The sequence below is a fragment of the Nitrosomonas sp. Is37 genome (assembly GCF_033063275.1).
In the GTDB taxonomy this organism is placed as follows: domain Bacteria; phylum Pseudomonadota; class Gammaproteobacteria; order Burkholderiales; family Nitrosomonadaceae; genus Nitrosomonas.
In genome coordinates, this window is record NZ_JAWJYP010000001.1 from 122,901 (window position 1) to 145,580 (window position 22,680).

Sequence of the window (22,680 nt, forward strand, 5' to 3'; positions counted from 1 at the left end):
ATTCAATTCTTGTAATTGCCCATGGACCAAATAAGTCTGCCAGTGGAGCGATTCAGAATTATATGTAGTTTATAAATTTATACGCTAATATCCACGTTTTTGTTCCATGAATCTGAATCGATCAGGATATCATTATGAAACCGGAAAATGTTGCGCAATATCTGCGGAAAAATCCGCAGTTTTTTGTCGAATATGCTGAGTTGCTCGCGGAAATCAGAATTCCACATCCTTACGATGGCCGAGCAATTTCGATCAATGAACGCCAAATGGTTTTGCTGCGCGAAAAAAACCGCCAACTACAGGAAAAACTGCATGAACTCATCAGTATCGGCGAAAATAACGATTTGATTGGCGAAAAAATGCACCAACTGACGGTGGCGCTGATGGAATTCAATTCATTGGATGAAATGCTAAATGGGCTGAATGACAATCTGCGTGAAAATTTTTCCATTCAGCATGCGGCAGTACGCTTGTGGTTTTCATGCGATTCTGCAGGCGATAAACGACGCCCTGAATTTGCGCCGGTCAGCGAAACGATGCGCACCACTGTTGAAAGCATGGCAAAACCTTATTGCGGCCCGCATCTAACAGACGAAATCAAACAATGGTTTGGACGTGATGCGCATCAATTACGGTCTTTTTCCATGATCCCGCTACGCAGGAAACATACCTTTGGTTTACTGGTAATGGGCAGTCCTGAACCGGAACGGTTTTATCCTGATATGGGCACACTTTATCTGGAACGGTTAAGCGAGCTGATTGCAGGCGCTCTTGTTTGTCTCGAACAGTGGAATATTGAGACCCAGGTGCATGAACTCCCCCACTCCTAACGACAAATCAGTCCTGGTCAACGCATACCTTGCACATCTGAGGGATGAGCGCAGACTGTCAGCGCTCACAGAAAAAAGCTATGCACGAGATCTGGCTATTTTACTGCAGCTTTCTGAAAAAACACCTCTAAATCAGTTGCGCGCGCATGATATTCGACATTTCATCGTTAAACTTCATGGAAACGGACTCTCTGGTAGAAGCCTTGCAAGAATGCTATCTGCCTGGCGAGGTTTTTATCGCTATTTAATCCGTCATCGTGGCTATGCCGATAACCCCTGCAATGGCATGCGGGTCCCCAAATCTCCCAGAAACTTGCCGCACGCGCTATCTCCAGATGAAACTGCGAAGCTGATGGCTTTCGATCAGAAAGATCAACTAAGCGTGCGCGATCGCGCCATGTTTGAGTTATTTTATTCTTCAGGTTTAAGGCTAGCAGAATTGACGCAGCTCAGACCCGAGGATATCGATTTTGCTGAGGGCACCGTGCGGGTTCGAGGAAAAGGCAGCAAGACGCGGATAGTGCCAGTCGGAAGTTATGCATTGCAAGCGCTGCAAGCTTGGCTAAAGCAGCGTGAAGGGACGCTGAAACCAGGAGAAACCGCGCTCTTCCTGTCGCGCCGAGGCAGCCAAATTAGCCCCCGTGCAATCGAGTATCGCTTAAAAACCCGTGCTATACAACAGAATCTCAGCAATCACGCACATCCTCATGCCCTGCGTCATTCTTTTGCTTCTCACGTATTACAATCCAGTGGAGATTTGCGCGCAGTACAGGAAATGCTGGGGCATGCCAGCATCAGTACCACTCAAGTCTATACTCACCTCGATTTTCAGCACCTTGCAATGATCTACGATAGCGCACACCCTCGTGCCAAACGAAAAAATAATCGTGGTTAAACCATCCCAGTAAAAATTGATCAATATTCATTGATGCCAATGAGCCGAGTCGCTTGATCTTAGCCTGCTGTGATTCCCATTCACGCAGCATTGCGGTTCGACAAGCTCACCGCGAACGGGAATGGTTTAACGGGGCTTTACGGTTCGACTGGTTCACCGCGAATGATTAAAAAACCTTACCAATACACCGTTCGGCCTGAGCTGTGAGCTTGTCGAACAGTCGAAGGCCAACCTTTACACCACCGTTTTGCCTGAGCTGTGAGCTTGTCGAACAGTCGAAGGCCAGCATTCAGAAAATCTAACCATTTGACAAGCTCACCATGAATAGAAGTTAACTGGCACTGGGGGCTTAAGCAAATAACTCAGAAAGGACCGACATGATCCAGTACGATCCGATACCTTGCCTTACCTGCCTCCAGATGCGCGATAGCATCATTGACTTTATTGAGCGGGAAATGCTCGACTTGCGGGGAGATATGATGTCGTGCAGCAAAATCCAGCATGGTAGCTATAATAGCAGGTCCACCGGTGGGTGAGCCTGAAACACTTTTTTGCCCCATGATCAGCTCGAATGCTGGAATAGGCATCGGCTCCAGCACGGCACCAACCACGTGCATACGACCATTCGGTTTCAGTGTTTTGAGCAGTAATGACCAGTCAAGCGGCACATTTACCGTAACCATCAGAAAATCGAGCGAATTGGCTACCTTGCGAATTTCCGCGCTGTTACGACTGGAAACAATGTGATGCGCGCCGAACCCCCGGGTTTCTTCCGCTTTTGAAAGATTCGAGGTAAATGCCGTAACCTCGCAACCCCAGGCGCGGGCGAATTGCAACGCAAGATGACCCAGGCCGCCAATGCCAACAATGCCAACCCGATCTGTCGGTTTTACACCATAGGTACTCAGCGGGGCAAAGACAGTAATGCCACCACATAGCAGCGGCCCTGCAGAAGACATTTCCAGCGTACTAGGCAACGGAATGGCCCACAACCAATGGGAGCGCACTCGCTCTGCAAAACCACCATGATGTCCGATAATGGTCGGTGCCGCTTGTAGGCAAAGATTATGGTGACCCGTCAAACATTCATGACAATGCATGCAGCTATTAACATTCCAACCAATGCCAACGCGCTGCCCAATCTTCAATTGTTTGACGTGCTCACCCACCGCAACAATACGGCCCACCACTTCATGTCCCGGAATAACGGGATATTGCGATAATCCCCAATCATTATTAATAATTGAAAGATCAGAATGGCATAGACCACAAAATTCGACCGCAACCTCAACTTCTTCCGGGTCTAGCGGGCCAGCATCATAAGTAAATAGCTCGAGTTTTTGCTTTGCACCGCGCGCAGCCCATCCGCTGATATTATTAGTCATCAATATCCTCCCTGCTTTCAGATTATATCGTTAAAGAAAAAGAATCCATTAGACCACCCTTCACTTGTCGGAAGGTAAATATGATGAGCGTTAAATCCGGCAAGCAGAATTTTCATCTATATCAAGATACCATTGCTATCAAAGATCCTCTTGCTGAAAAGCGTTTATTTCTACCCTATCGTTATCTTCGAATAATCGCCCACCAGCGTGCGATATTGAGTAATGTCATAAGCGAAGCGGAAACATAAGTCCAGGCTGCCGCTTTGAGTAATCTACGGGCATGTGGTGCGTCACCCTGTTTGAGATAATTTCCTTGCTCCAAGAGAGGTAGAGCACGCACAAAACTTGCATTCATTTCCATCGGGAGAGTCAGCAAGTGCACCAACGTTGAAGTGCCTAACGTTAGCAACCCGCCGGCTAAAAATAATGCGCCGGCTAGGGGTGCACGGACCAATGCCACTACGAGCGGCACCAACATGAGAATCCCCGCCCCTAGTTTTTCCACTGGCGCAGCCAGTTGCACTAGCCTGGTGCGCATTTTTAACGGCAAATAACCATCCCGATCCTGAAGGGCGTGTCCTACTTCATGTGCAGCTACCGTAATCGCGGTGAGCGATCTGCCATTGAATTTATCCGGGGTAAGGCGAACTACCTTTTCAAGAGGGTCATAATGATCGCCCAGCTCTGTGGTCTCGACCCTGACTTGCTGTAAATTTGCTTGATCAAGCAAGATACGGGCCAATTGTGCACCCGTGCCAGAATAGCGATCATCCGGCTGGCTATATTTCTCCATGATATGTTTGACCCAATAAGAAGGCCCAACCACTAAAACAACCAGTAGAATGATCAATATCAGATAGAACATCACGTTTTTTCAGAATACAAACAAAGAAAATTAATTTGTACGATACATTATATGAGATTCGCCTTGACAGTATCAGTTCAGATAAAGATTTATAGCTTTTTTGCTTCAGCGCTTCACTTTGATTACACTTCTCATTTTACCGATTAAAATAGACACATGGAAAACGCAAGCAAGATATTGGAAAAAGCACATGAACGTGCCGAAGAGATGGGTTTATCTTACAAAGGCGCTTTATTACCTGCCGAAGCGTTCGCATTGTTACAGGAAATTCCCAATGCCAAGTTGATTGATGTTCGCTGCAAAGCTGAACTGGATTGGGTTGGTCGCATTCCTGGCGCAATCGAAGTCGAGTTAAAAACTTACCCGAGCATGCAATCTAATCCAAATTTCATTGATCAGGTAGCTGAAAAAGTAGAGCAAGACGATGTGCTTATGTTTCTTTGCCGTAGCGGCGGGCGCTCAGATTATGCGGCTACCATCGCCACCCAGTCAGATTTCCCTAATTGCTACAACATTCTGGAGGGTTTTGAAGGCGATAAGGATGAAACAGGCCATCGCGGCCGTAAAGGTGGCTGGAAGGCGGCTGATCTGCCTTGGGTACAAAGCTAGCAGGTTGTTGGCCTTCGACTGTTCGACAAGCTTGTATGGTATTAGCGGCTCAGGCCGAACGCTATATTGGTAACTATATTATTTAATCGAAAACAGCCTATTAGCATTTTTAACAGCAACTGTAGGGTGCAATACGCGCAGCGCATTGCACCTGATTTAACATTTACCCGACATACGGGATATGGGACATAGGGCGCAATACTCCATGACTATTGTGCCCTGCATTTAAATCAGCTTGTTGACCACGCAATAAGTCCGGTGTAAGCCGTTACCAGGATAATGATGCCGAATCCGATGCGATACCATGCGAAGAGAGTGAAATCATGATGACTGATATAGCGCAATAAACCACGGATTGCCAGCCATGCGCTCACAAACGAGGCAATAAAGCCTGCTGCAAACATACTCAGATCTTCCATTTGCAGCAGATCGCGACTCTTATAAACATCGTAAAAGGTAGCGGCAAACATAATCGGGATCGCCAGAAAAAAGGAGAATTCGGCTGCTGCCTTGCGTGACAAGCCAAAAAACAAACCACTAATGATCGTGGCTCCCGAACGGGAAGTACCCGGAATCAAGGCAAGGCACTGGGCACAGCCAATTTTCAACGCATGTTTCCAGTCCATATCCTCTACCTGCTCAACATCTACCACATGATTACGACGCTCTGCCCATAAAATTAATATGCCCCCCATGATCAACGCCAAGGCAACGGATAAGGGATGAAACAAGTAATATTTGATCGTTTTGATGAATAAAAAACCGAGGATAGCAGCAGGCAAAAAAGCAATCAGCAAATTTAACAGAAAGCGATTCGATTCTTTTGAGCCTATGCCGGTCACGACTGCCGTCAGTCGGGCGCGATACTCCCAGCATACCGCCAGTATCGCCCCCAATTGAATGGCCACAGTAAAAACCTTGGCCTTATCATCATTGAAATCAAGCAGATCACCCACCAGGATCAAATGACCCGTGGAAGAAATCGGCAGGAACTCAGTCAATCCCTCAATAATCCCAAGAATCAGCGCCTTGATCAGTATCGGCCAATCCATGTCGGCCTTCTGTTCAAAGATTCAAAAAATAATGACGAAAGATATGAGCAGACAATCATAATTTACTGTAAATCTCCGCGCCTTTTTCCTTGAACTCAGTGGATTTCTGGTCCATGCCTTTTTTCAGTGCCTCGTCCTCGCTAATGCCTTGTTGAGCTGCGTAGTCGCGTACATCCTGAGTAATTTTCATTGAGCAGAAATTGGGACCACACATCGAACAAAAATGGGCAAGTTTAGCCCCTTCCTGTGGCAGCGTTTCATCATGGAATTGTTTGGCTTTGTCCGGATCCAAGCTGAGATTAAACTGATCATTCCAGCGGAACTCGAAACGCGCCTTGGAAAGCGCATTGTCACGAATCTGCGCACCGGGATGCCCCTTAGCCAGGTCAGCCGCATGGGCTGCAATCTTATAGGCAATGATACCGTCCTTGACATCATCTTTATCAGGCAATCCCAAGTGCTCTTTGGGAGTTACATAACATAGCATGGCGGTACCATACCAGCCGATCATGGCGGCACCAATGGCAGAAGTAATATGATCATAGCCTGGAGCAATATCGGTCGTAAGCGGCCCTAAAGTATAAAAAGGCGCTTCCTGACAATATTTAAGCTGCAGATCCATATTTTCTTTGATCAAATGCATGGGGACATGACCTGGCCCTTCGATCATGACCTGCACATCGTGTTTCCAGGCAATCTGCGTCAACTCACCCAATGTTTTCAATTCTGCAAACTGTGCTTCATCATTAGCATCGTAAATCGAGCCCGGCCGCAGCCCATCTCCAAGCGAGAAACTGATGTCATATGCTTTCATAATGTCGCAGATTTCCTCAAAATGAGTGTAGAGGAAACTTTCCTGGTGATGCGCAAGACACCATTTGGCCATGATCGAGCCGCCACGCGAAACAATTCCGGTCATGCGCTTGGCTGTCATGGGAATAAACGGTAAACGCACCCCAGCGTGAATGGTGAAATAATCCACACCTTGTTCCGCCTGCTCAAGCAAGGTATCGCGGAATATTTCCCACGTCAGTTCTTCTGCTTTGCCGTCAACTTTTTCCAATGCCTGATAAATAGGCACCGTACCGATCGGTACCGGGCTGTTACGAATGATCCACTCGCGCGTTTCGTGGATATTTTTACCGGTGGAAAGATCCATGACCGTATCGCCTCCCCAACGAATCGCCCAGGTCATTTTTTCGACTTCTTCCTGAATGCTGGAGCCCAGTGCAGAATTACCGATATTAGCGTTGATTTTGACCAAAAAATTACGCCCGATGATCATCGGTTCGGATTCCGGGTGATTGATATTGGCAGGAATAATGGCTCGTCCGCGCGCGACTTCATCGCGCACAAACTCAGGAGTAATAAAGCGGGGAATCGCGGCACCAAAATCGTGGCCAGTATGCTGGCGAACGAGTAATTCATTGCTTTGCGCATCTATCATTTCCCGACGCTGATTTTCCCGGATCGCAATATATTCCATTTCCGGGGTAATCATGCCACGGCGCGCATAGTGCATCTGGGTCACATTGGCGCCTGTCTTGGCGCGTCGCGGCGGGCGTTTGAGATTGAAGCGCATTTGCGAGAGCTTCGGATTATCCAAGCGCTCTCGACTGTAAGCTGACGTCAGCCCTGAAAGTAGTTCAGTATCGCCACGCTCCTCGATCCATTTTTCACGCAAGGGGGATAATCCGGCACGAATATCGATTCTGACAGCAGGATCAGTATAGGGTCCAGAGGTATCATACACATAAATGGGAGGATTTTTTTCTGTACCACTGCTGGTAGCCGTATCCGATTGACTGATCTCCCGCATAGGAACCTGAATGTCAGGACGAGTGCCCTGCACGTAAATTTTGCGCGAATTAGGCAGCGGCCTGATCGCAGCTTCATCCACCTGCGCAGTTTCGCTGGTAAACTTTTCTAACTTTGTACTCATATTATGCTCCTCAAAATACCGTAAGGAGCAAGCGGAATATCCCTAGCTTCCCTACGGCGGCGTTATCCGCATCAGGTATTAAGGGACTGTCTCACCAACACTTGGAACCTGGAAAAATGTAGTTTTGCTAATAAGTCTACTGCGTACCACAATTTCTCCACTGGCTCTCTAGATAACCTCCAAGTGCGGACCCCTAGCTGAAGCTGTGAAACTAATAGAAATATGAAATAATTGCAAGCCTGATTATTTCATTTATAAAAATAACGATTATGAAACTCGACACCAATCTCGAACAAAACCGCTTCAATATGGTGGAACAACAAATTCGGACGTGGAATGTTCTGGATCCGACAATTCTCAATTTACTTTACAAAGTGCGACGCGAAGAATTCGTGCCAGCAGCTTATCGCTCACTTGCCTTCACGGATATGGAAATCCCTTTGGATCATGGTGCAGTCATGCTAACACCCAAAATGGAGGCGCGCATCCTCCAGGAATTACATATCAAAAAAACCGACATAATTCTCGAAGTAGGCAGCGGCAGTGGCTACATGACAGCATTACTGGCAGAGCTTGGTGCCCATGTTTACAGCGTTGAAATTGTGCCAGAACTTTGCACATTAGCAAAAATGAATCTCCAGACCCATGGCATTACTAATGTCACCTTGGAACAAGGCGATGCAGCCCAGGACTGGCCTCAGCACGGCCCTTATGATGTCATCGTCCTCACCGCATCCACACCAGTATTACCCGAAGCTTTCCAAAAAAGCCTTAATCCCGGGGGACGCTTGTTTGCGATTGTCGGCGAAGAACCTTTGATGGAAGCAACACTTGTCACATGTGTGGCGCCTGGCGTCTACCATACAAAGATGCTGTTTGAAACCTGCACAGTCCCTCTGAGAAATACCCTGCAACCTAAACGGTTTACTTTTTAATGCATTCGATCGAATACAATAGCTTATTTTTCACAGGAGAAAGGTATTAATATAGCTCCCTATCTGGAAGAATTTTGCTAAAAGTACTCATGAAAAATCTGTGGCACCTGGTTGTCATTCTTGCTGCTATCGGTATAAGCTTGCAAACACCCGTGCAAGCAGCCAACCTCATGGATGTTTACCGTGAAGCGCTGGAGCAGGATGCGCAATATGGTGCCGAGCGGGCTGCCTACATCGCAGCGCAGGAAAGATTGCCGCAAGGCAGGGCAGGATTGCTCCCTAACATTAATTTGACTGGAACAGGTCAGAATCAGTTTATCGATACTAACTTCGGTCCGGAGAGATTAATCAAAAATCGTGGCATAACACTCGCAGCCACCCAACCTCTTATCCGCATTGAAAATTTTATCATCTATGAGCAATCGAAGAATCAGGTTGCACAAGCTGATGCAAGATTTGTTCTAGCTGCCCAAGACTTGATATTGCGCGTATCGCAGGCATATTTTGATGTGCTAATTGCCCAGGCCAATCTTGAAGTTATGGAATCCCAGAAAAAAGCCATCAGTGAGCAACTGGAACAAGCCAAGCGCAACTTTGAGGTGGGTGTCGCCACGATTTTAGACACGCATGAAGCGCAAGCTCGTTACGATCTGACGATCTCGCAAGAAATTTTAGCCAGAAATACTCTCGAAGTTAACAAGCGCACCTTGCAAGGGATCATCAATCGATTTCCAGATCAGTTGATCAGCACCAGCATAGACAAAATAGTGTCAGCTTCGCTTACCCTGCCCTACGAGAACATGGAAGAGTGGGTAGCCGTTGCTGAGCAGAAAAACTTCTCCCTCAAAATACAGCAAATCGCCTTCGATCTTGCCGAGCAGGAAATCAAAAAAGCGAAGGCAGGTCATTACCCAACGCTTGATCTGGTCGCGCAGTACAGCAATCAACAAGGCGTTGGCGGTGCGATCACCGGGGTTGGCGTCAATTTAGAATCGAAAACGATAGGTCTTCAGCTTAATGTACCCATATTCCAGGGACTTTCGGTGCAATCTCGCATTCGCGAAGCGTTAGCCAATCGGGACAAAGCACGCCAGGATCTGGAAAATACCCGGCGAACCATTGGCTTGCAGGTACGACAGCAATTTCTGAATGTGACCAACGGCATTGCCCTGCTCAAAGCTCAAAAACAGGCGCTCACAACTAGCAAGAGCCAGTTGGATTCCACTGTGCTAGGAAGGGAAGTGGGTATCAGGACAGAAGTGGATGTTTTAAATGCTCAACAGCAATTCTTTGCCGCACGCAGAGATTTGGCGCAGGCATATTACACTTATTTGATGTCGCGATTACGACTGAAAGCCGAAGCCGGGGAATTAGATGAAGAAGTATTAAAAGAAATCAATGGACTGCTGTAGTATTAAAATTTATGCTTCTTGGCGTGAGAAGTTGATAAAATAAAAAAGAAGCTGACTAGACAGTCGCTGCCTGTGCAAACAGGGAGAGGAAAGTCCGGACTCCAGAGAGCAGGATGCCGGTTAATGGCCGGCCGTCGCGAGGCGAGGAACAGGGCCACAGAGACGAGCGTATTAAGTTACGGTGAAACGCGGTAACCTCCATCCGGAGCAAGACCAAATAGGCAGGCTATGACGCTGCTCGCTGAGCCTGCGGGTAGGTTGCTTGAGTACACAGGTAACTGTGTATCTAGAGGAATGACTGTCCACGACAGAATCCGGCTTATCGGTCAGCTTCCTTATTCCCACATTACCTCGATTATTTTTTGATCACATGTCTGCTTAGAATCACCACCAGACTTTCTTTCTTTTTTCAGTTTATTCCGCTGTTATTCGCTTCTAATTTTATTTCCAATCAAACAAATGAAGAAAAGACGGACTCCAGCAGTATAAATAATACAGCAAGGAGAAACCGACAAAGTCAGGTTTGATTTAGGAATGGAATAACAACCTCTTGGTCAATGTCAACTGGCTCATTTTAATGCAAATGAAATGAACCATTTAATCTGAATACATCACCAAGTGTATAATCCTAGAATCATAGTTGAATGCTTGATTAGCAAACCAAACCCATGCCAGATAAAGACATCTTTGAAAATTTCTCGCTTACCTGCATGGTAATATCACTAAGATATGCAAGGTACGTCGCGCCAGCGGCGAATGCAGCGATGCACTTCGCTGCAGGGGGAGCAGATTTGCCTCGCCCCGAATCACCTCGTTATACTCCCATTCAACTATGGTTTTTAGGATAATCCGTGACTGATCCTTTCAGCATCTTGCAATGATCCATAAATTTTTTCGACGTATTTTCACGCGCAATTCACCTACTATCAACACTGACCCAGTGTTGCGCACAATACCACGCAAGGAACACTGCATTAGTCGCCAGCAAATTAGCTCAGGTGCATTAAAGGTGACTGCACTGTTACAACAAGCCGGATTTTCCGCATTTGTAGTCGGCGGCGCCATTCGTGACTTATTGCTGGGGCTGGAGCCCAAGGATTTTGATGTAGCAACCAATGCTACTCCCGAGGAGGTACGTACGTTATTCCGTCGTTCTCGTATCATTGGACGACGTTTTCGCCTGGTACACGTCGTCTATGGCAGCGAAATTGTGGAAGTATCCACTTTTCGTGCCAATTGCTCTGTTAATGGCAGCATGGGAATAGCTACTGAGAACCATGCAGATCAACACGGGCGCTTGCTGCATGACAATATTTTTGGTAGTCAAGAAGAAGATGTGATGCGGCGGGATTTTACTGTCAATGCACTATTTTATAATCCCGCCACCGAAGAAATTCTTGATTATCTCAACGGTTATGAGGATATCAAGGCGAAACGCTTGCGCATCATTGGTGAACCTACCCAACGCTATCGGGAAGATCCGGTGCGCATGTTACGGGCAGTTCGGCTGGCAGCCAAGCTTGATATCCAGCTTGATGATGCGACTGCAGCACCCATAGGTGATTTGGCACCATTGTTGCAGAATGTACCAGCAGCCCGATTATTCGATGAAATGCTAAAGCTATTGATGTCTGGCCACTCCCTTGCTTGCGTCTTGGATTTACGTATGCGCGGACTTCATCACGGGTTGCTTCCCATGCTTGATGTCATTCTTGAGCAACCCCTGGGTGAACGCTTTATTACTTTGGCGCTTGAAAATACCGATAAGCGTGTGCAAGAGGGCAAACCCGTCTCACCAGGCTTCCTGTTTGCAGCCCTGCTCTGGCATGAAGTGCTTGCAGCCTGGAATAAGCACCAGGCAACTGGAGAAAAGCCTATGCCTGCACTCCATTTGGCCATGGTTGAAATACTGACATTACAACGTCAGCAGCTCGCCATCCCACGGCGACTGGATGCAATCATTTATGATATCTGGATACTACAGCCGCGCTTTCTGGCGCGAGCAGGACATAGACCATTTCGCCTGCTTGAACATCCACGTTTCCGTGCGGCGTATGATTTTATCATGTTGCGCTGTGAAAGTAGTGAGGTTGATATGGAAGTGGGACAGTGGTGGAAAACTTTCCAGCATGCTGATGCCGCTACCCGCGAAGCGATGCTATTAAAGGAGACTACACCAAAACGACGCAAAAAAAGCCGTCGACGCAAACCAGCGGGAACTGCAGACCATAAAAAAAGCGACGTCGCCAATTTGGCGGCTAACACGGAAAAATGATCTGATGCCATCCATCTCGACCAAACCAGCCGGACAGGCCTTTATTGGGTTAGGCAGCAATTTGGAAAACCCTTTATTTCAAATCAGACAAGCCATTTCACTGCTAGCAGAGCTTCCTGATTCCCGCTTGATAAAGCAATCTTCTTTGTACCGCAGTGCACCGATGGGAGTGGTTGATCAACCTGATTTCATCAATGCAGTTGTACACATCGAAACAGCGCTTATGCCGCAGGCTCTCCTCAGGGCTTTACTTGAAATCGAACGACGTTGTGGGCGTATACGAACTTATCCCAATGCTCCGCGCACCCTAGACCTCGATCTATTATTATATGATGATCTGCAATGTCATGAGGAAGGTTTGGTTTTGCCACACCCTCGCATGCATGAACGCGCGTTCGTATTACAGCCACTTATGGAAATCGAACGTGATTGTAAAATTCCCGGCCAGGGATTGGTTAGTGAGTTATTGGCCGCATGTACTGAACAACGACTTGAATGTATTTCACCATCATGATACTGGAAAAATATCACTATATTGCTATCGAAGGCCCGATTGGCGCCGGCAAAACAAGTCTTGCCCAGAATATGGCAGACCGCCTGGAATGCGCCTTAATGCTGGAACGACCGGAAGAAAACCCTTTCCTCGAAAAATTTTATAACGATCGCTTGCGCTATGCATTACCTACACAACTGTTCTTTTTGCTGCAACGCATCGATCAATTCCGATACGTGACGCAGGCAGATGTCCTTTCAAGACCAATGATCAGTGATTTTTTGCTGGAGAAAGATCAATTATTTGCTCGAATGACGCTGAACAAATCTGAATATGATCTCTATCAGAAAATTTATTCTCAAATGCAGCTCCAAGCGCCTTCTCCTGATCTAGTCATTTATCTTCAGGCTTCACCAGAAAAGCTGTTAGAGCGCATCAAGCGTCGTGGCAGTGCATATGAGAAAAATATATCCGAAGAATATCTATATAAATTATCTAGTAGCTACACACAGTTTTTCCATCAATACGAAAAAGCGCCTGTCATCATCGTCAATAGTGAGAATCTCAATTTTGCCAACAACACGGCTGATTTCAACTTGTTGCTTCAGCGTATCAGCCAGATGAGAGGTGCGCGGGAATATTTCAACTGTGGTCTTAGGGAATATCTGTAAGTCGTTATGGACCAAACCGTCATGAGAATAACTCGAGATACCTTACAAAAAATGCACTCAGCAGGCAATAAGATTGCTGCGCTCACTTGCTATGATGCGACCTTTGCAGTCCTACTGGAAAATGCCGGCGTCGATATTCTTTTGATAGGTGATTCATTAGGAAATGTCATACAAGGTCATACCACCACATTACCCGTCACGCTGGATGATATGATCTATCATACCCAGTGCGTGGTGCGTGGATCAAACAAAGCATTCATCATGGTCGACATGCCTTTTGGCACCTCCCAGGTATCCCCTGAAGAAACATTCATGCATGCAGCCAGACTCATGGCTGCAGGTGCACAGATGGTCAAGATTGAAGGAGGTCACATTATGACTGACACCATCGACTTTCTTACCCAGCGAGGTATCCCTGTGTGTGCTCATATCGGCTTGATGCCGCAATCAGTTCATCAGTTAGGGGGCTACAAAGTCCAGGGACGAACAGCTAACGAAGCTGAACAACTTCTGAGCGACGCCATTTTACTGCAGGAAGCAGGGGTAGGCATGTTGTTAATGGAAACGATACCAGCTGCCTTGGCTGCTAAAATTAGCCGGGAGCTCTCTATTCCTACCATCGGTATTGGCGCAGGGGTAGATTGCTCTGCTCAGATACTGGTGCTGCACGACATGCTGGGAATTTATCCGGGCAGCAAACCGCGGTTTGTCAAAAATTTCATGACAGACGCAGATAGCATCCAGGCAGCAATCGAGCATTATGTAGAAGAAGTTAAAACAGGAAAATTCCCAGCAGCAGAGCATACCTTCTAATTTCATTTCTAAATCAAACATGATGCGAAGGCGAGCCGCTGACAGTATAAATAATACGGCAAGGAGAAGCCGACAAAGTCAGGTTTGATTTAGAAATAGAATAACAATTAATTTCAGTTCTCCTAAAGCGCTAACCGTGGAAATCATTACTAGCATTGCTTCGTTACGTACTCGTCTAAAACGTGAATCGTCCATTGCATTGGTACCTACCATGGGCAATTTGCACCAGGGACATTTATCATTGGTGCAGATTGCCCAGCAGCAGGCAAGCTGCACTGTCGTCAGTATTTTCGTCAATCGCCTGCAGTTTGCTCCGCATGAAGATTTTGATCGTTATCCGCGTACCCAGACAGCCGATTGCCATCTTTTGGAGAAGCTTGGAGTGGATATCGTATTTTTACCTGACGAAAAAACGCTTTATCCCACTCCCCAGGAATTCCAATTACTGCTTCCTGCCGTTGCTGATACGCTGGAAGGAGAATTTCGCCCCGGTTTTTTCCGCGGAGTGGCGACTGTGGTACTGAAATTGTTCAATATCGTTCAGCCGCAGTTGGCCGTTTTTGGCAAAAAAGATTATCAGCAACTGTATCTGATGCAAAAAATGGTGCAGCAATTGAATCTGCCCATCAATATCATGGCAGGTGAGACAGTACGTTCGGAAGATGGTCTTGCGTTAAGTTCACGCAATAGCTATCTGAGCGAGTTGGAAAAACAGAAGGCCAGTTATTTATTTCGCACTTTGTTTCAGGTGAAACAAAAAATAGAACAAGACGATCATAATTTCCGACTATTGGAAGAATGTGCAAAATGTGAACTTGCCAAACAGGGATGGACAGTCGATTACATTGCTCTGCAGCAGCGTGAAACGCTTCTACCAGCTAATACCGGTGACACTGATCTGGTCATCCTCAGTGCAGCCTGGCTGGGCCAGACCCGCTTGATTGATAATCTGGAAATTTCGATTCCCTCGCATCCGGAAAGCTCTGAATAAGTTGCGGGGCAGTTCTGCAAGTACCCTCCTAGCACAGTAACTCGCTTGTCCAGATATTATGGTTCAAGACTCCTTAGTTACTTTGTGCTGCTCATGGTAGCGTCTACTTACTATGTAACTTTCCTTCAAAAGCCAAGAGTGATTAAAACTTTAACTGATCTGATCAATAACGAAATAGACAGATAATGGCTATTTTTTTGTTATTCCTTATTCCTCATAGTGGCTCTGAATTTTTCATCTGAAAAGATTTGTGCCTTTCTTTTCTTGAAAAAATATGACTAAATGAATATGAAAAAACCGGATATTCTAAGTAGTTGCACGTATTTTTTTAACCAGTGTATTTCGATAATCTATTGAAGTATCAATATTAATTGAATCTAAAAAGGGTGCTTATTTTTCGTAAACACCCTTCCTGTTATGCTCGGGGTACTGCCGAAAGGAGCCCAGATTACGAACATGCGTCGAGAATGTCCAATAAATAGAATAGTCCTACGCGGGAATGTGAAATCATCTCCAAACTTAACGATAGCTACGGCAGCATTATGATTATGCATTACAAGAAAACTAAGTTAGCTATTTGTACCGATCTCATGGAAAAGCCAGTCACCTTGATCTTTGCTGAATTGTTATTAGCTGCCATCGCTGCAATGTCCTAAAAGACAGGCTCCTGCGGAATAGCGAAGTGGTATGACACAGCCCGATCACCAACACCCTCTTCTCCAGAATGACCAACGCGGTCTATATTTCTCCGCAGCTATCACGCTCACGTACGCAGCGATAGAAGCTAGTGTAGGCTGGTGGGCGAATTCGTTGGCGCTACTAAGCGATGCAGGTCATATGTTGACCGATACCAGCACTCTGCTTATCGCCGCACTTGGGGCTTGGTTAACGCAACGTCAACCGACGCCGCGTCATTCTTACGGATTAGGGCGTGCGGAGTTCATTGCAGCTTTGATCAATGGTCTGCTTATGCTGGTGGTGGTGAGCGTCATTGTGATTAATATCGTTGAACGTGTGCAGCAACCACTGCCTGTGAAAGGAGAGGTTGTATCTACCGTGGCATTTATCGGCTTAGTACTCAATGTGCTCGTATTGTACCTGCTGGGGGGACATGGTGAGACTGATCTGAATCAACGTGCCGCTGTATTACACGTTCTGAGCGACCTGCTGGCATCCATCATAGCCATGTTGTCTGGACTGGTGATCGTCTTCACCGACTGGACCCTGATCGACCCACTGCTCTCGCTGCTCATCGTGGCGTTTATCTTGTACTCCACTTTGCGCCTGCTGCGTGAAGTGCTGCATGGCCTGATGGAAGGTGTTCCACTGGGGCTGTCGCTGACTGCCATTGGCACCGAGATGGCAGCGCGGCCAGGAGTGTTGTCGGTACATGACCTGCATGTCTGGTCATTATCATCGCAGCGACTGGCACTATCAGCCCATGTGGTGCTGCAAGATCTCAATCAATGGGACAGTATTCTGAACGATTTGCGTCATATGCTGCTGGAGCACTATGGCATAGATCATGTGACCTTGCAACCCGAAACCCCTACGCGTGCCGTGCGCTCCGAGGGCTGCTGATCATGTGCAGATGACTAGGATATCACTACGCTTATTCCCGTGCGATCATCGCCTGCTTGACAGATTTATTCCTGGCCCAGAGTTCCGTGGGGCAGACATAACAGAACTGACCAGCAAGGTCTAATTTTAATTCCTAATAGAAAAGTAAATGATTTCTAACACAGTATTATTTATTTATAAAATACTATGTTCTCTTATAACTGATATTTATATTAAAAATTAAAATTAGATAATTTATTTCATTATAAAATTCTTCTACTCCCCAGAGGCAATTATTCTCGCAACACTTCCTTTCGTAATATGGATACCTCGCGCGGTGTAACTGGAGGCGCTGTATTACCCCAGCTATTGCGCACAAAGGTCAGAACATCTGCGATCTCGCGATCAGATAATTTTTTGGCAAAACTAGGCATTTTTTTTGGTTTAGGTCCATTTTTCGTTAAGGGACCTTTTCCTCCTTCCAGCACCTGACGAATAATGGAAACCGGATTCTCGGAAAGAACCATCGAATTACCACTTAACCGTGGAATTCTTGGAAGTTTGCCCATTCCATTATCTTGATGGCATTTGACGCAAAATCCTGAATACACCGCTGTGCCAGGAAGTTCAAATTTATTGACTCCTACCTCTAACTTGGTCAAGATTAGTTGATCCTGTGAGATTAGCGGTTTGTAGTACGATCTGCTCTTTCTCCCGACTGGAAGCGATTTAAGATAATGGGCAACAGCATCCAAATCATCCTTCCGTAAGTGTTGCAAACTGTTTTCAATAACGGTTACCATGCTGCCAAATGCAACCCCTAATCTGCTATGACCTGTTTCCAGAAATGTAGAAACTTCTGCTTCAGACCATCTGCCCAAACCAGACGCTAAATTGCCAGTCAGATCCGCTGCAGACCAATTATCCACCTCTGAACCACTCAAATAATCAGATGACAATTCCGAATATGCTTTTTCCTGGTATGCCAGACCGCGTGGCGTATGGCAGGCTCCACAGTGCCCTAGTGCCTGCACTAAATACGCACCGCGATTCCACTTCTCATTTCGATCGGCACGCGGTTCATACGGTTTTTGAGTTGCAAATGCCATCGCCCAGAACCTCAGCGTCCAGCGCTGATTAAAAGGAAAAGGCAATTCAGTCTGGGGAGGAATATGGGGGACAGGTTCCACCCCTTCCATGAAATAAGCGTACAAGGCTTGAATATCACTGTCCTGCACCGCTGCAAACGAAGGATAAGGCATCGCTGGATAAAGGCGCTTACCGTCTTTTGCAAGACCTTCTCTAACAGCTCTGCTAAAGTCTTCATAACTATATTGGCCGATACCCGTGGTAGGATCGGGCGTGATATTAGTCGAATAAATAATCCCGAAGGGTGAATTAATTGGCAAACCACCGCTGAAAGGGGCATGATCAGGACCAGCTGTGTGACAGCTCTCGCAATCAGCGACTTTGGCAAGATATGCACCACGAGCAATCATCTCAGGATCCGCAGCCTGAACACTTGCAGCAATCATAGCAACTGCATAAATAATCCAGGAATGGCGTGCAAATTTGCCTGGTGCTTTATTAATAATATTAGTGAACGATGTTATTGATATCATCTGAATCAAGTCCACTCGCTACAAAGCGACACTAATAAAATAGCGCAGCTCGTAAATAAAATCGCCACGATAAAAATGAAGCTAGACATGATTCCTAGCATCGCCAAAAATTGTGACTGTCCTCCATTAATTTTAATAACCTGTTCGCTCGAACTACTCTCAGCTAACGAGCGGTGAGTTCGTTGCCATAAATTCCATGCGATATAACCAGAGATTAGACCAAACGCCAGGCAGACCACACAAATTACCGTAAGTATCACCGGCAAATCTGCCCACTGAGGAGCAGAAAGCGGGATTTGATGCGGATAACATGCAAACGATGTTAGTGATTCGCATAAAAGCATCTGCGTGATCCACGCCACTGGTGCACCGAATAACGCTAGCAATGTTTTGTATGGACTCATAAAGTCTAAATATTTTCAGGTTAACAGATATCTTGCTTGCTCCTGGTAGAACACTTTCACTTCCTATAAATATGGAGAGAGGTACAACGTAGTAAACACAAATAACCAGACAGCATCAACAAAGTGCCAGTAAACACCCCCAATTGTGACAGCGGCATGCCGCTTATCATCAAAATAACCTAGCGATAGCCAAATCAGCAATAACATTAAAACCACAATACCGACAATCACATGGCATAAATGAAATCCCGTGATCGTGAAATATAATGACCCATACAAATTCGATGTTAAACCATAAATTTTATTGCCCCATTCCATCAGTTGAATCATCACGAAACAAATACCAAATATTATTGCCAACGTCATTATTCCGATGCTCCAGCGAATTTGCCTTAGTCGAATGCAACGTTCGCTCGCCCAAACAAAAGCACTGCTAACGAGTAAAATGACTGTATTTATAGTTGGCACAATCAGACTGGGCAATCCTTCCGGAGGCCATTGCTCATCCGTTTGAGCCGCCAGATAAAAATATACAAACAGTAAGTACCCAAACAAAGCGCCTTCCGTCACAATCAATGCCAAAACACCCCACCATCCTGCTGATAGTTTGCCGACACTCCCTACCGGTAAAAAATGATGATCGAATGAATTCATGTTATTTTGAATCTCCTTGGAAAGGATGAGTAGTGCCTGATTCTGTGCGTTGCTTGAGTGTTTTTTGCGGCCACATCCAAATAATTAAGGTAATGCAGCTTGCTACCGCCATTAAACCTGTAAAGCTCCACCAATGGAGCAGCAGACCGAGAAATAGCAATGATACAAATAGCCCAACAAAAAATGGCGTATAGGAATCACCCGGCATTTTAAAGATAACCAGCGGCTTCGCATCAATAGGTGAAGTACCTAATGTTTCGTGTCCCTTGATCAATAAATATCCTTCAGCAAGATTGGATCGCCTTATGCCTTCTTCTAACCGATCTTCCCACAATGGATGGCGACTAGCGACAGCAGGGATAACAGCAAAATTATAAGGGGGCGGTGGTGAAGACATCGACCACTCGAGCGTGGCAGCATCCCAAGGATTTGAGCTCGCCTTTTCTCCGCGTTTAAGACTAATAATGACATTAATAAGAAATATAAGGATTCCAATCGCCAGGATAAAGGAGCCAATAGATGTAATCAGATTGACACTATCCCATCCCATACGGGATGAGTATGTGTAGATACGTCGCGGCATGCCCAGCAGGCCGGCTATATGCATTGGAAAAAATCCTATATTAAAGCCAATGAACATGACCCAAAAGTTCCATTTGCCTAATTTCTCATTCATCATGCGGCCAGTGAATTTTGGAAACCAGTAGTAAATTCCCCCTATTACCGGAAATACATTAATACCAAGCAAAACATAATGCAGGTGAGCAACAACAAAGTATGTTTCGTTAAGTTGCCAATTGAGTGATATAGCCGCCACCATCACACCGGACAAGCCACCGATCACAAACAGAATGACAAAGCCGGCAAAAAATAAAAATGGTGTTTTGAATACCGGCCTTCCCACCCAGATAGTGGCAATCCAGGCAAACACAGCAACCGCACTCGGAATTGAAATTGCCATACTGGCAGCACCAAATAATGATAAGGAGACAGTGGGCAATCCCGTAGCAAACATGTGATGCATCCATACTACAAAACCTATCAACATGGTTGCCATGGTGGCAAGCGCCACCGCCGCGTAGCCTACTAGAGGCCGTCGACAAAATGTTGGCAACGCATCAGACACTATGCCCATGGCAGGAAGGACGATTGAATAAACCCACGGATGGCCAAAGATCCAGAATAAATGCTGCCACAAGAGTGGCTTACCACCATTAGCAAGATCAAAAAACTGGGTACCAAGCTGGCGATCCATCCACAGTAGAAAAAATGCGAGGCTGACTGCGGGGATAGTAACAAGATTAGCTACTGATGCCGCGAGTGTACCCCAGACTAGAATGGGCACTTTATTAATTGTCATGCCAGGTGCCCGCATTCTGAATAGCGTAACAACAAAATTTACCGATCCAGCAGTCGTTGAAATTCCCAACAGAACCATACCTAGCGCAAACACATCGATATTAGGGCCTGTGTTATAGATAGGACCGGAAATAGGAACATAATTAAACCAGCCTGCATTGGGTGCCAACCCTAGCGGGAAACTCATATACATGAAAATACCCGCAAACAGAAAAATCCAATAAGAGAGCGCATTAAGGCGCGGAAAAGCCATATCTCGAGAACCTAGCAATAGCGGCCATAGATAATTGGAAAATCCAGACAATATTGGCAAGGCATAAAGAAAAATCATCGTTATGCCATGCATCGTGAATAATTGGTTATATTGTTCTGGTGCCAATAAAGTTTGATCTGGCAAAGCGAGCTGCGCACGAATGATAAGCGCCTCAATGCCCCCTATCAGCAGAAATATGAATGCAGTAACAAGATAACGCAGACCAATCGTCTTATGATCAACCGTAGAAAGCCAGCCGCGCCAACCTGATTCTGATCTCCATATATTTGCCAGTCGCATCTCTTCATCCGAACCACTTGGTGCGCGACCGAAGTCCGGAACGCGTTCAAGGCGCTCATCCCCAGGATTATGTGTCATGTTAGAGATAGCCATATTCCTCTAATCCAATGTCGATAAAAATGACGCAAGCGCTGAAGCTTCCTTTTCTGACAAAGCAAAGCTTGGCATGCGTGACCCTGGCTTAAGTTTTTGGGCATTAATGACCCATTGCATCAAATGATCAGGAGTATTCATTAACAATCCTGCCGCGATTCGATGACGTGAGTTAAGGTGAGTCAGATCAGGTGCATGCTCACCCTGAGCGTCAGTTCCACGGATCGTATGGCAGCCAGCACATTGTTCCATGAACAATTCGTATCCTAGCTTTTCATCTGATGTAGCAAAAGATGTTGCGATTTTTCTTTGCGCAATCAGCCATCTCTCGAAATCCTCAGCACTTTCTGCGACAACTTCCAGACCCATATGCGCATGTCCAACACCACAAAACTGAACGCATTGCCCGGTATAAATGCCTGACCTGTCCGCCTGAATCCATTGCTGATTTATCAGACCCGGTACCATTTGTGTTTTTCCAGCTAGCTTCGGCACCCAAAAAGCATGAATAACATCTGCACTTTTGAGCTTCATACGAACAGGTTGTCCCACAGGAATATGGAGTTCATTTGCAGTGACAAATCGTTGCGCAGGATCATCATGTTCATATTCGATCTTCCACCACCATCCATACCCTGTAACGGTAAAGGCAAGCATCGTTGTCTGCGGAGGCTTCGCAACTTTGTTCACAACCATTAACGAATAAATTACCAATCCGAATAGGACGAGAGTGGAAATTCCTGTACCTATGTATATCCAGCGTATCCCTTTACCTTCACTGCCAATTGCGCGCCGATCAATTTGGGGCCGTTTACGGATCAAAGCTGTTAACAAAAGCAGGGTAAGAATAAGACAAATGGCTATCGACAAACCAGCAAGCATCCAGCCTAAATACATTGTTGGCTTGGCAGCCGGCCCATAACTATGTAAAAAATAATTCAAAGGTGCTTCCGCTGCTTCCACTGCTTCTGTGGGAATGATCAACACAGGAATGAACGTCATCATGCTTAATGTCGTTATAATTATGCGAGCTAAAAGCACCATGTTTATTCCCTTATTTTTTAATAGGATCTTAATTAATTATTTATACATATCAATTATTTAAGAGAACTTTCAGCATTAGAATGACTTAACGTTTCACCTCAATTCTCTGTTCGATACTTGAGGTGGTGGAGGAGCAATTGAGCACACCAATCTAGAATTGAGCACACCAATCTAGCTTTGTTTTTAATGCTAATGGGTAACAAATAAAGCAGGCAATAATGCA

20 protein-coding genes, 1 other RNA gene and 1 riboswitch are annotated in these 22,680 nt (G+C 46.0%); of the genes, 12 read left to right on the forward strand and 9 right to left on the reverse strand.

Annotated elements, in window-relative coordinates; genetic code table 11:
- The first annotated feature begins 134 nt into the window (after positions 1–134).
- Positions 135–830 (forward strand): DUF484 family protein, encoded by a 696-nt coding sequence (locus R2Q26_RS00610; protein ID WP_317534471.1) that lies wholly within the window; start codon positions 135–137, stop codon positions 828–830.
- Positions 811–1,725, forward strand: a complete 915-nt coding sequence (xerC, locus tag R2Q26_RS00615) for a tyrosine recombinase XerC (protein ID WP_317534472.1) — start codon at positions 811–813, stop codon at positions 1,723–1,725. The genes R2Q26_RS00610 and xerC overlap by 20 nt, the downstream gene beginning before the upstream one ends.
- A gap of 362 nt (positions 1,726–2,087) precedes the next feature.
- Here the strand turns inward: xerC and R2Q26_RS00620 are convergent, their stop codons facing one another.
- Complete coding sequence (locus R2Q26_RS00620) at positions 2,088–3,110, reverse strand: NAD(P)-dependent alcohol dehydrogenase (RefSeq protein WP_317534473.1); 1,023 nt, start codon at positions 3,108–3,110, stop codon at positions 2,088–2,090.
- Between the two features lie 181 nt (positions 3,111–3,291).
- Positions 3,292–3,975 (reverse strand): zinc metallopeptidase, encoded by a 684-nt coding sequence (locus tag R2Q26_RS00625; RefSeq protein ID WP_317534559.1) that lies wholly within the window; start codon positions 3,973–3,975, stop codon positions 3,292–3,294.
- A gap of 156 nt (positions 3,976–4,131) precedes the next feature.
- Here R2Q26_RS00625 and R2Q26_RS00630 point away from each other — a divergent pair, with 156 nt between their 5' ends.
- Complete coding sequence (locus R2Q26_RS00630) at positions 4,132–4,584, forward strand: rhodanese-like domain-containing protein (protein WP_317534474.1); 453 nt, start codon at positions 4,132–4,134, stop codon at positions 4,582–4,584.
- Between the two features lie 230 nt (positions 4,585–4,814).
- On the opposite strand, the gene R2Q26_RS00635 is transcribed toward R2Q26_RS00630, so the two are convergent.
- Positions 4,815–5,636, reverse strand: coding sequence for an undecaprenyl-diphosphate phosphatase (locus R2Q26_RS00635; RefSeq protein ID WP_317534475.1), 822 nt, complete (start codon positions 5,634–5,636; stop codon positions 4,815–4,817).
- A gap of 55 nt (positions 5,637–5,691) precedes the next feature.
- Positions 5,692–7,578: a phosphomethylpyrimidine synthase ThiC gene (gene thiC, locus R2Q26_RS00640; RefSeq protein WP_317534476.1), complete on the reverse strand. Its 1,887-nt coding sequence runs from the start codon at positions 7,576–7,578 to the stop codon at positions 5,692–5,694.
- A 31-nt stretch (positions 7,579–7,609) separates the two neighbouring features.
- Positions 7,610–7,783: riboswitch (TPP riboswitch) on the reverse strand.
- 64 nt (positions 7,784–7,847) lie between these two features.
- Between thiC and R2Q26_RS00645 the strand changes: the two genes are divergently transcribed.
- The 9 genes from R2Q26_RS00645 to R2Q26_RS00685 all read left to right on the forward strand — a co-directional run bounded on the left by R2Q26_RS00645 (position 7,848) and on the right by R2Q26_RS00685 (position 16,749).
- Complete coding sequence (locus R2Q26_RS00645; protein ID WP_317534477.1) at positions 7,848–8,513, forward strand: protein-L-isoaspartate O-methyltransferase; 666 nt, start codon at positions 7,848–7,850, stop codon at positions 8,511–8,513.
- 89 nt (positions 8,514–8,602) lie between these two features.
- A complete protein-coding gene (locus R2Q26_RS00650) occupies positions 8,603–9,925 on the forward strand; it encodes a TolC family outer membrane protein (protein WP_317534478.1) in 1,323 nt (440 codons plus the stop codon).
- A 47-nt stretch (positions 9,926–9,972) separates the two neighbouring features.
- Positions 9,973–10,263: RNase P RNA component class A (gene rnpB, locus R2Q26_RS00655), an RNA gene on the forward strand.
- A 539-nt stretch (positions 10,264–10,802) separates the two neighbouring features.
- Positions 10,803–12,200: a polynucleotide adenylyltransferase PcnB gene (gene pcnB / locus R2Q26_RS00660; RefSeq protein ID WP_317534479.1), complete on the forward strand. Its 1,398-nt coding sequence runs from the start codon at positions 10,803–10,805 to the stop codon at positions 12,198–12,200.
- Positions 12,201–12,204: 4 nt separating this feature from the next.
- Complete coding sequence (folK, locus tag R2Q26_RS00665) at positions 12,205–12,714, forward strand: 2-amino-4-hydroxy-6-hydroxymethyldihydropteridine diphosphokinase (protein WP_317534480.1); 510 nt, start codon at positions 12,205–12,207, stop codon at positions 12,712–12,714.
- Positions 12,696–13,364, forward strand: coding sequence for a deoxynucleoside kinase (locus tag R2Q26_RS00670; protein ID WP_317534481.1), 669 nt, complete (start codon positions 12,696–12,698; stop codon positions 13,362–13,364). Before folK ends, R2Q26_RS00670 begins: the two co-directional genes overlap by 19 nt.
- 21 nt (positions 13,365–13,385) lie before the next feature.
- A complete protein-coding gene (gene panB / locus R2Q26_RS00675) occupies positions 13,386–14,177 on the forward strand; it encodes a 3-methyl-2-oxobutanoate hydroxymethyltransferase (RefSeq protein WP_090569932.1) in 792 nt (263 codons plus the stop codon).
- A 136-nt stretch (positions 14,178–14,313) separates the two neighbouring features.
- Positions 14,314–15,168 carry a pantoate--beta-alanine ligase gene (gene panC, locus R2Q26_RS00680; RefSeq protein ID WP_317534482.1) on the forward strand — a complete coding sequence of 285 codons (855 nt, stop codon included), beginning with the start codon at positions 14,314–14,316 and terminating at the stop codon, positions 15,166–15,168.
- Positions 15,169–15,855: 687 nt separating this feature from the next.
- Positions 15,856–16,749 carry a cation diffusion facilitator family transporter gene (locus R2Q26_RS00685; protein ID WP_317534483.1) on the forward strand — a complete coding sequence of 298 codons (894 nt, stop codon included), beginning with the start codon at positions 15,856–15,858 and terminating at the stop codon, positions 16,747–16,749.
- 272 nt (positions 16,750–17,021) lie between these two features.
- On the opposite strand, the gene R2Q26_RS00690 is transcribed toward R2Q26_RS00685, so the two are convergent.
- The 5 genes from R2Q26_RS00690 to coxB all read right to left on the reverse strand — a co-directional run bounded on the left by R2Q26_RS00690 (position 17,022) and on the right by coxB (position 22,457).
- Entirely contained in the window at positions 17,022–18,350 is a 1,329-nt protein-coding gene (locus R2Q26_RS00690) for a cytochrome c (protein ID WP_317534484.1), read from the reverse strand.
- Between the two features lie 5 nt (positions 18,351–18,355).
- Positions 18,356–18,754: a hypothetical protein gene (locus tag R2Q26_RS00695; protein WP_317534485.1), complete on the reverse strand. Its 399-nt coding sequence runs from the start codon at positions 18,752–18,754 to the stop codon at positions 18,356–18,358.
- Positions 18,755–18,817: 63 nt separating this feature from the next.
- Positions 18,818–19,408 (reverse strand): cytochrome c oxidase subunit 3, encoded by a 591-nt coding sequence (locus R2Q26_RS00700; RefSeq protein WP_317534486.1) that lies wholly within the window; start codon positions 19,406–19,408, stop codon positions 18,818–18,820.
- A 1-nt stretch (position 19,409) separates the two neighbouring features.
- Positions 19,410–21,398, reverse strand: a complete 1,989-nt coding sequence (gene ctaD, locus R2Q26_RS00705; RefSeq protein ID WP_317534487.1) for a cytochrome c oxidase subunit I — start codon at positions 21,396–21,398, stop codon at positions 19,410–19,412.
- A 21-nt stretch (positions 21,399–21,419) separates the two neighbouring features.
- Positions 21,420–22,457: a cytochrome c oxidase subunit II gene (gene coxB / locus R2Q26_RS00710; RefSeq protein ID WP_317534488.1), complete on the reverse strand. Its 1,038-nt coding sequence runs from the start codon at positions 22,455–22,457 to the stop codon at positions 21,420–21,422.
- Between the last annotated feature and the right edge of the window lie 223 nt (positions 22,458–22,680).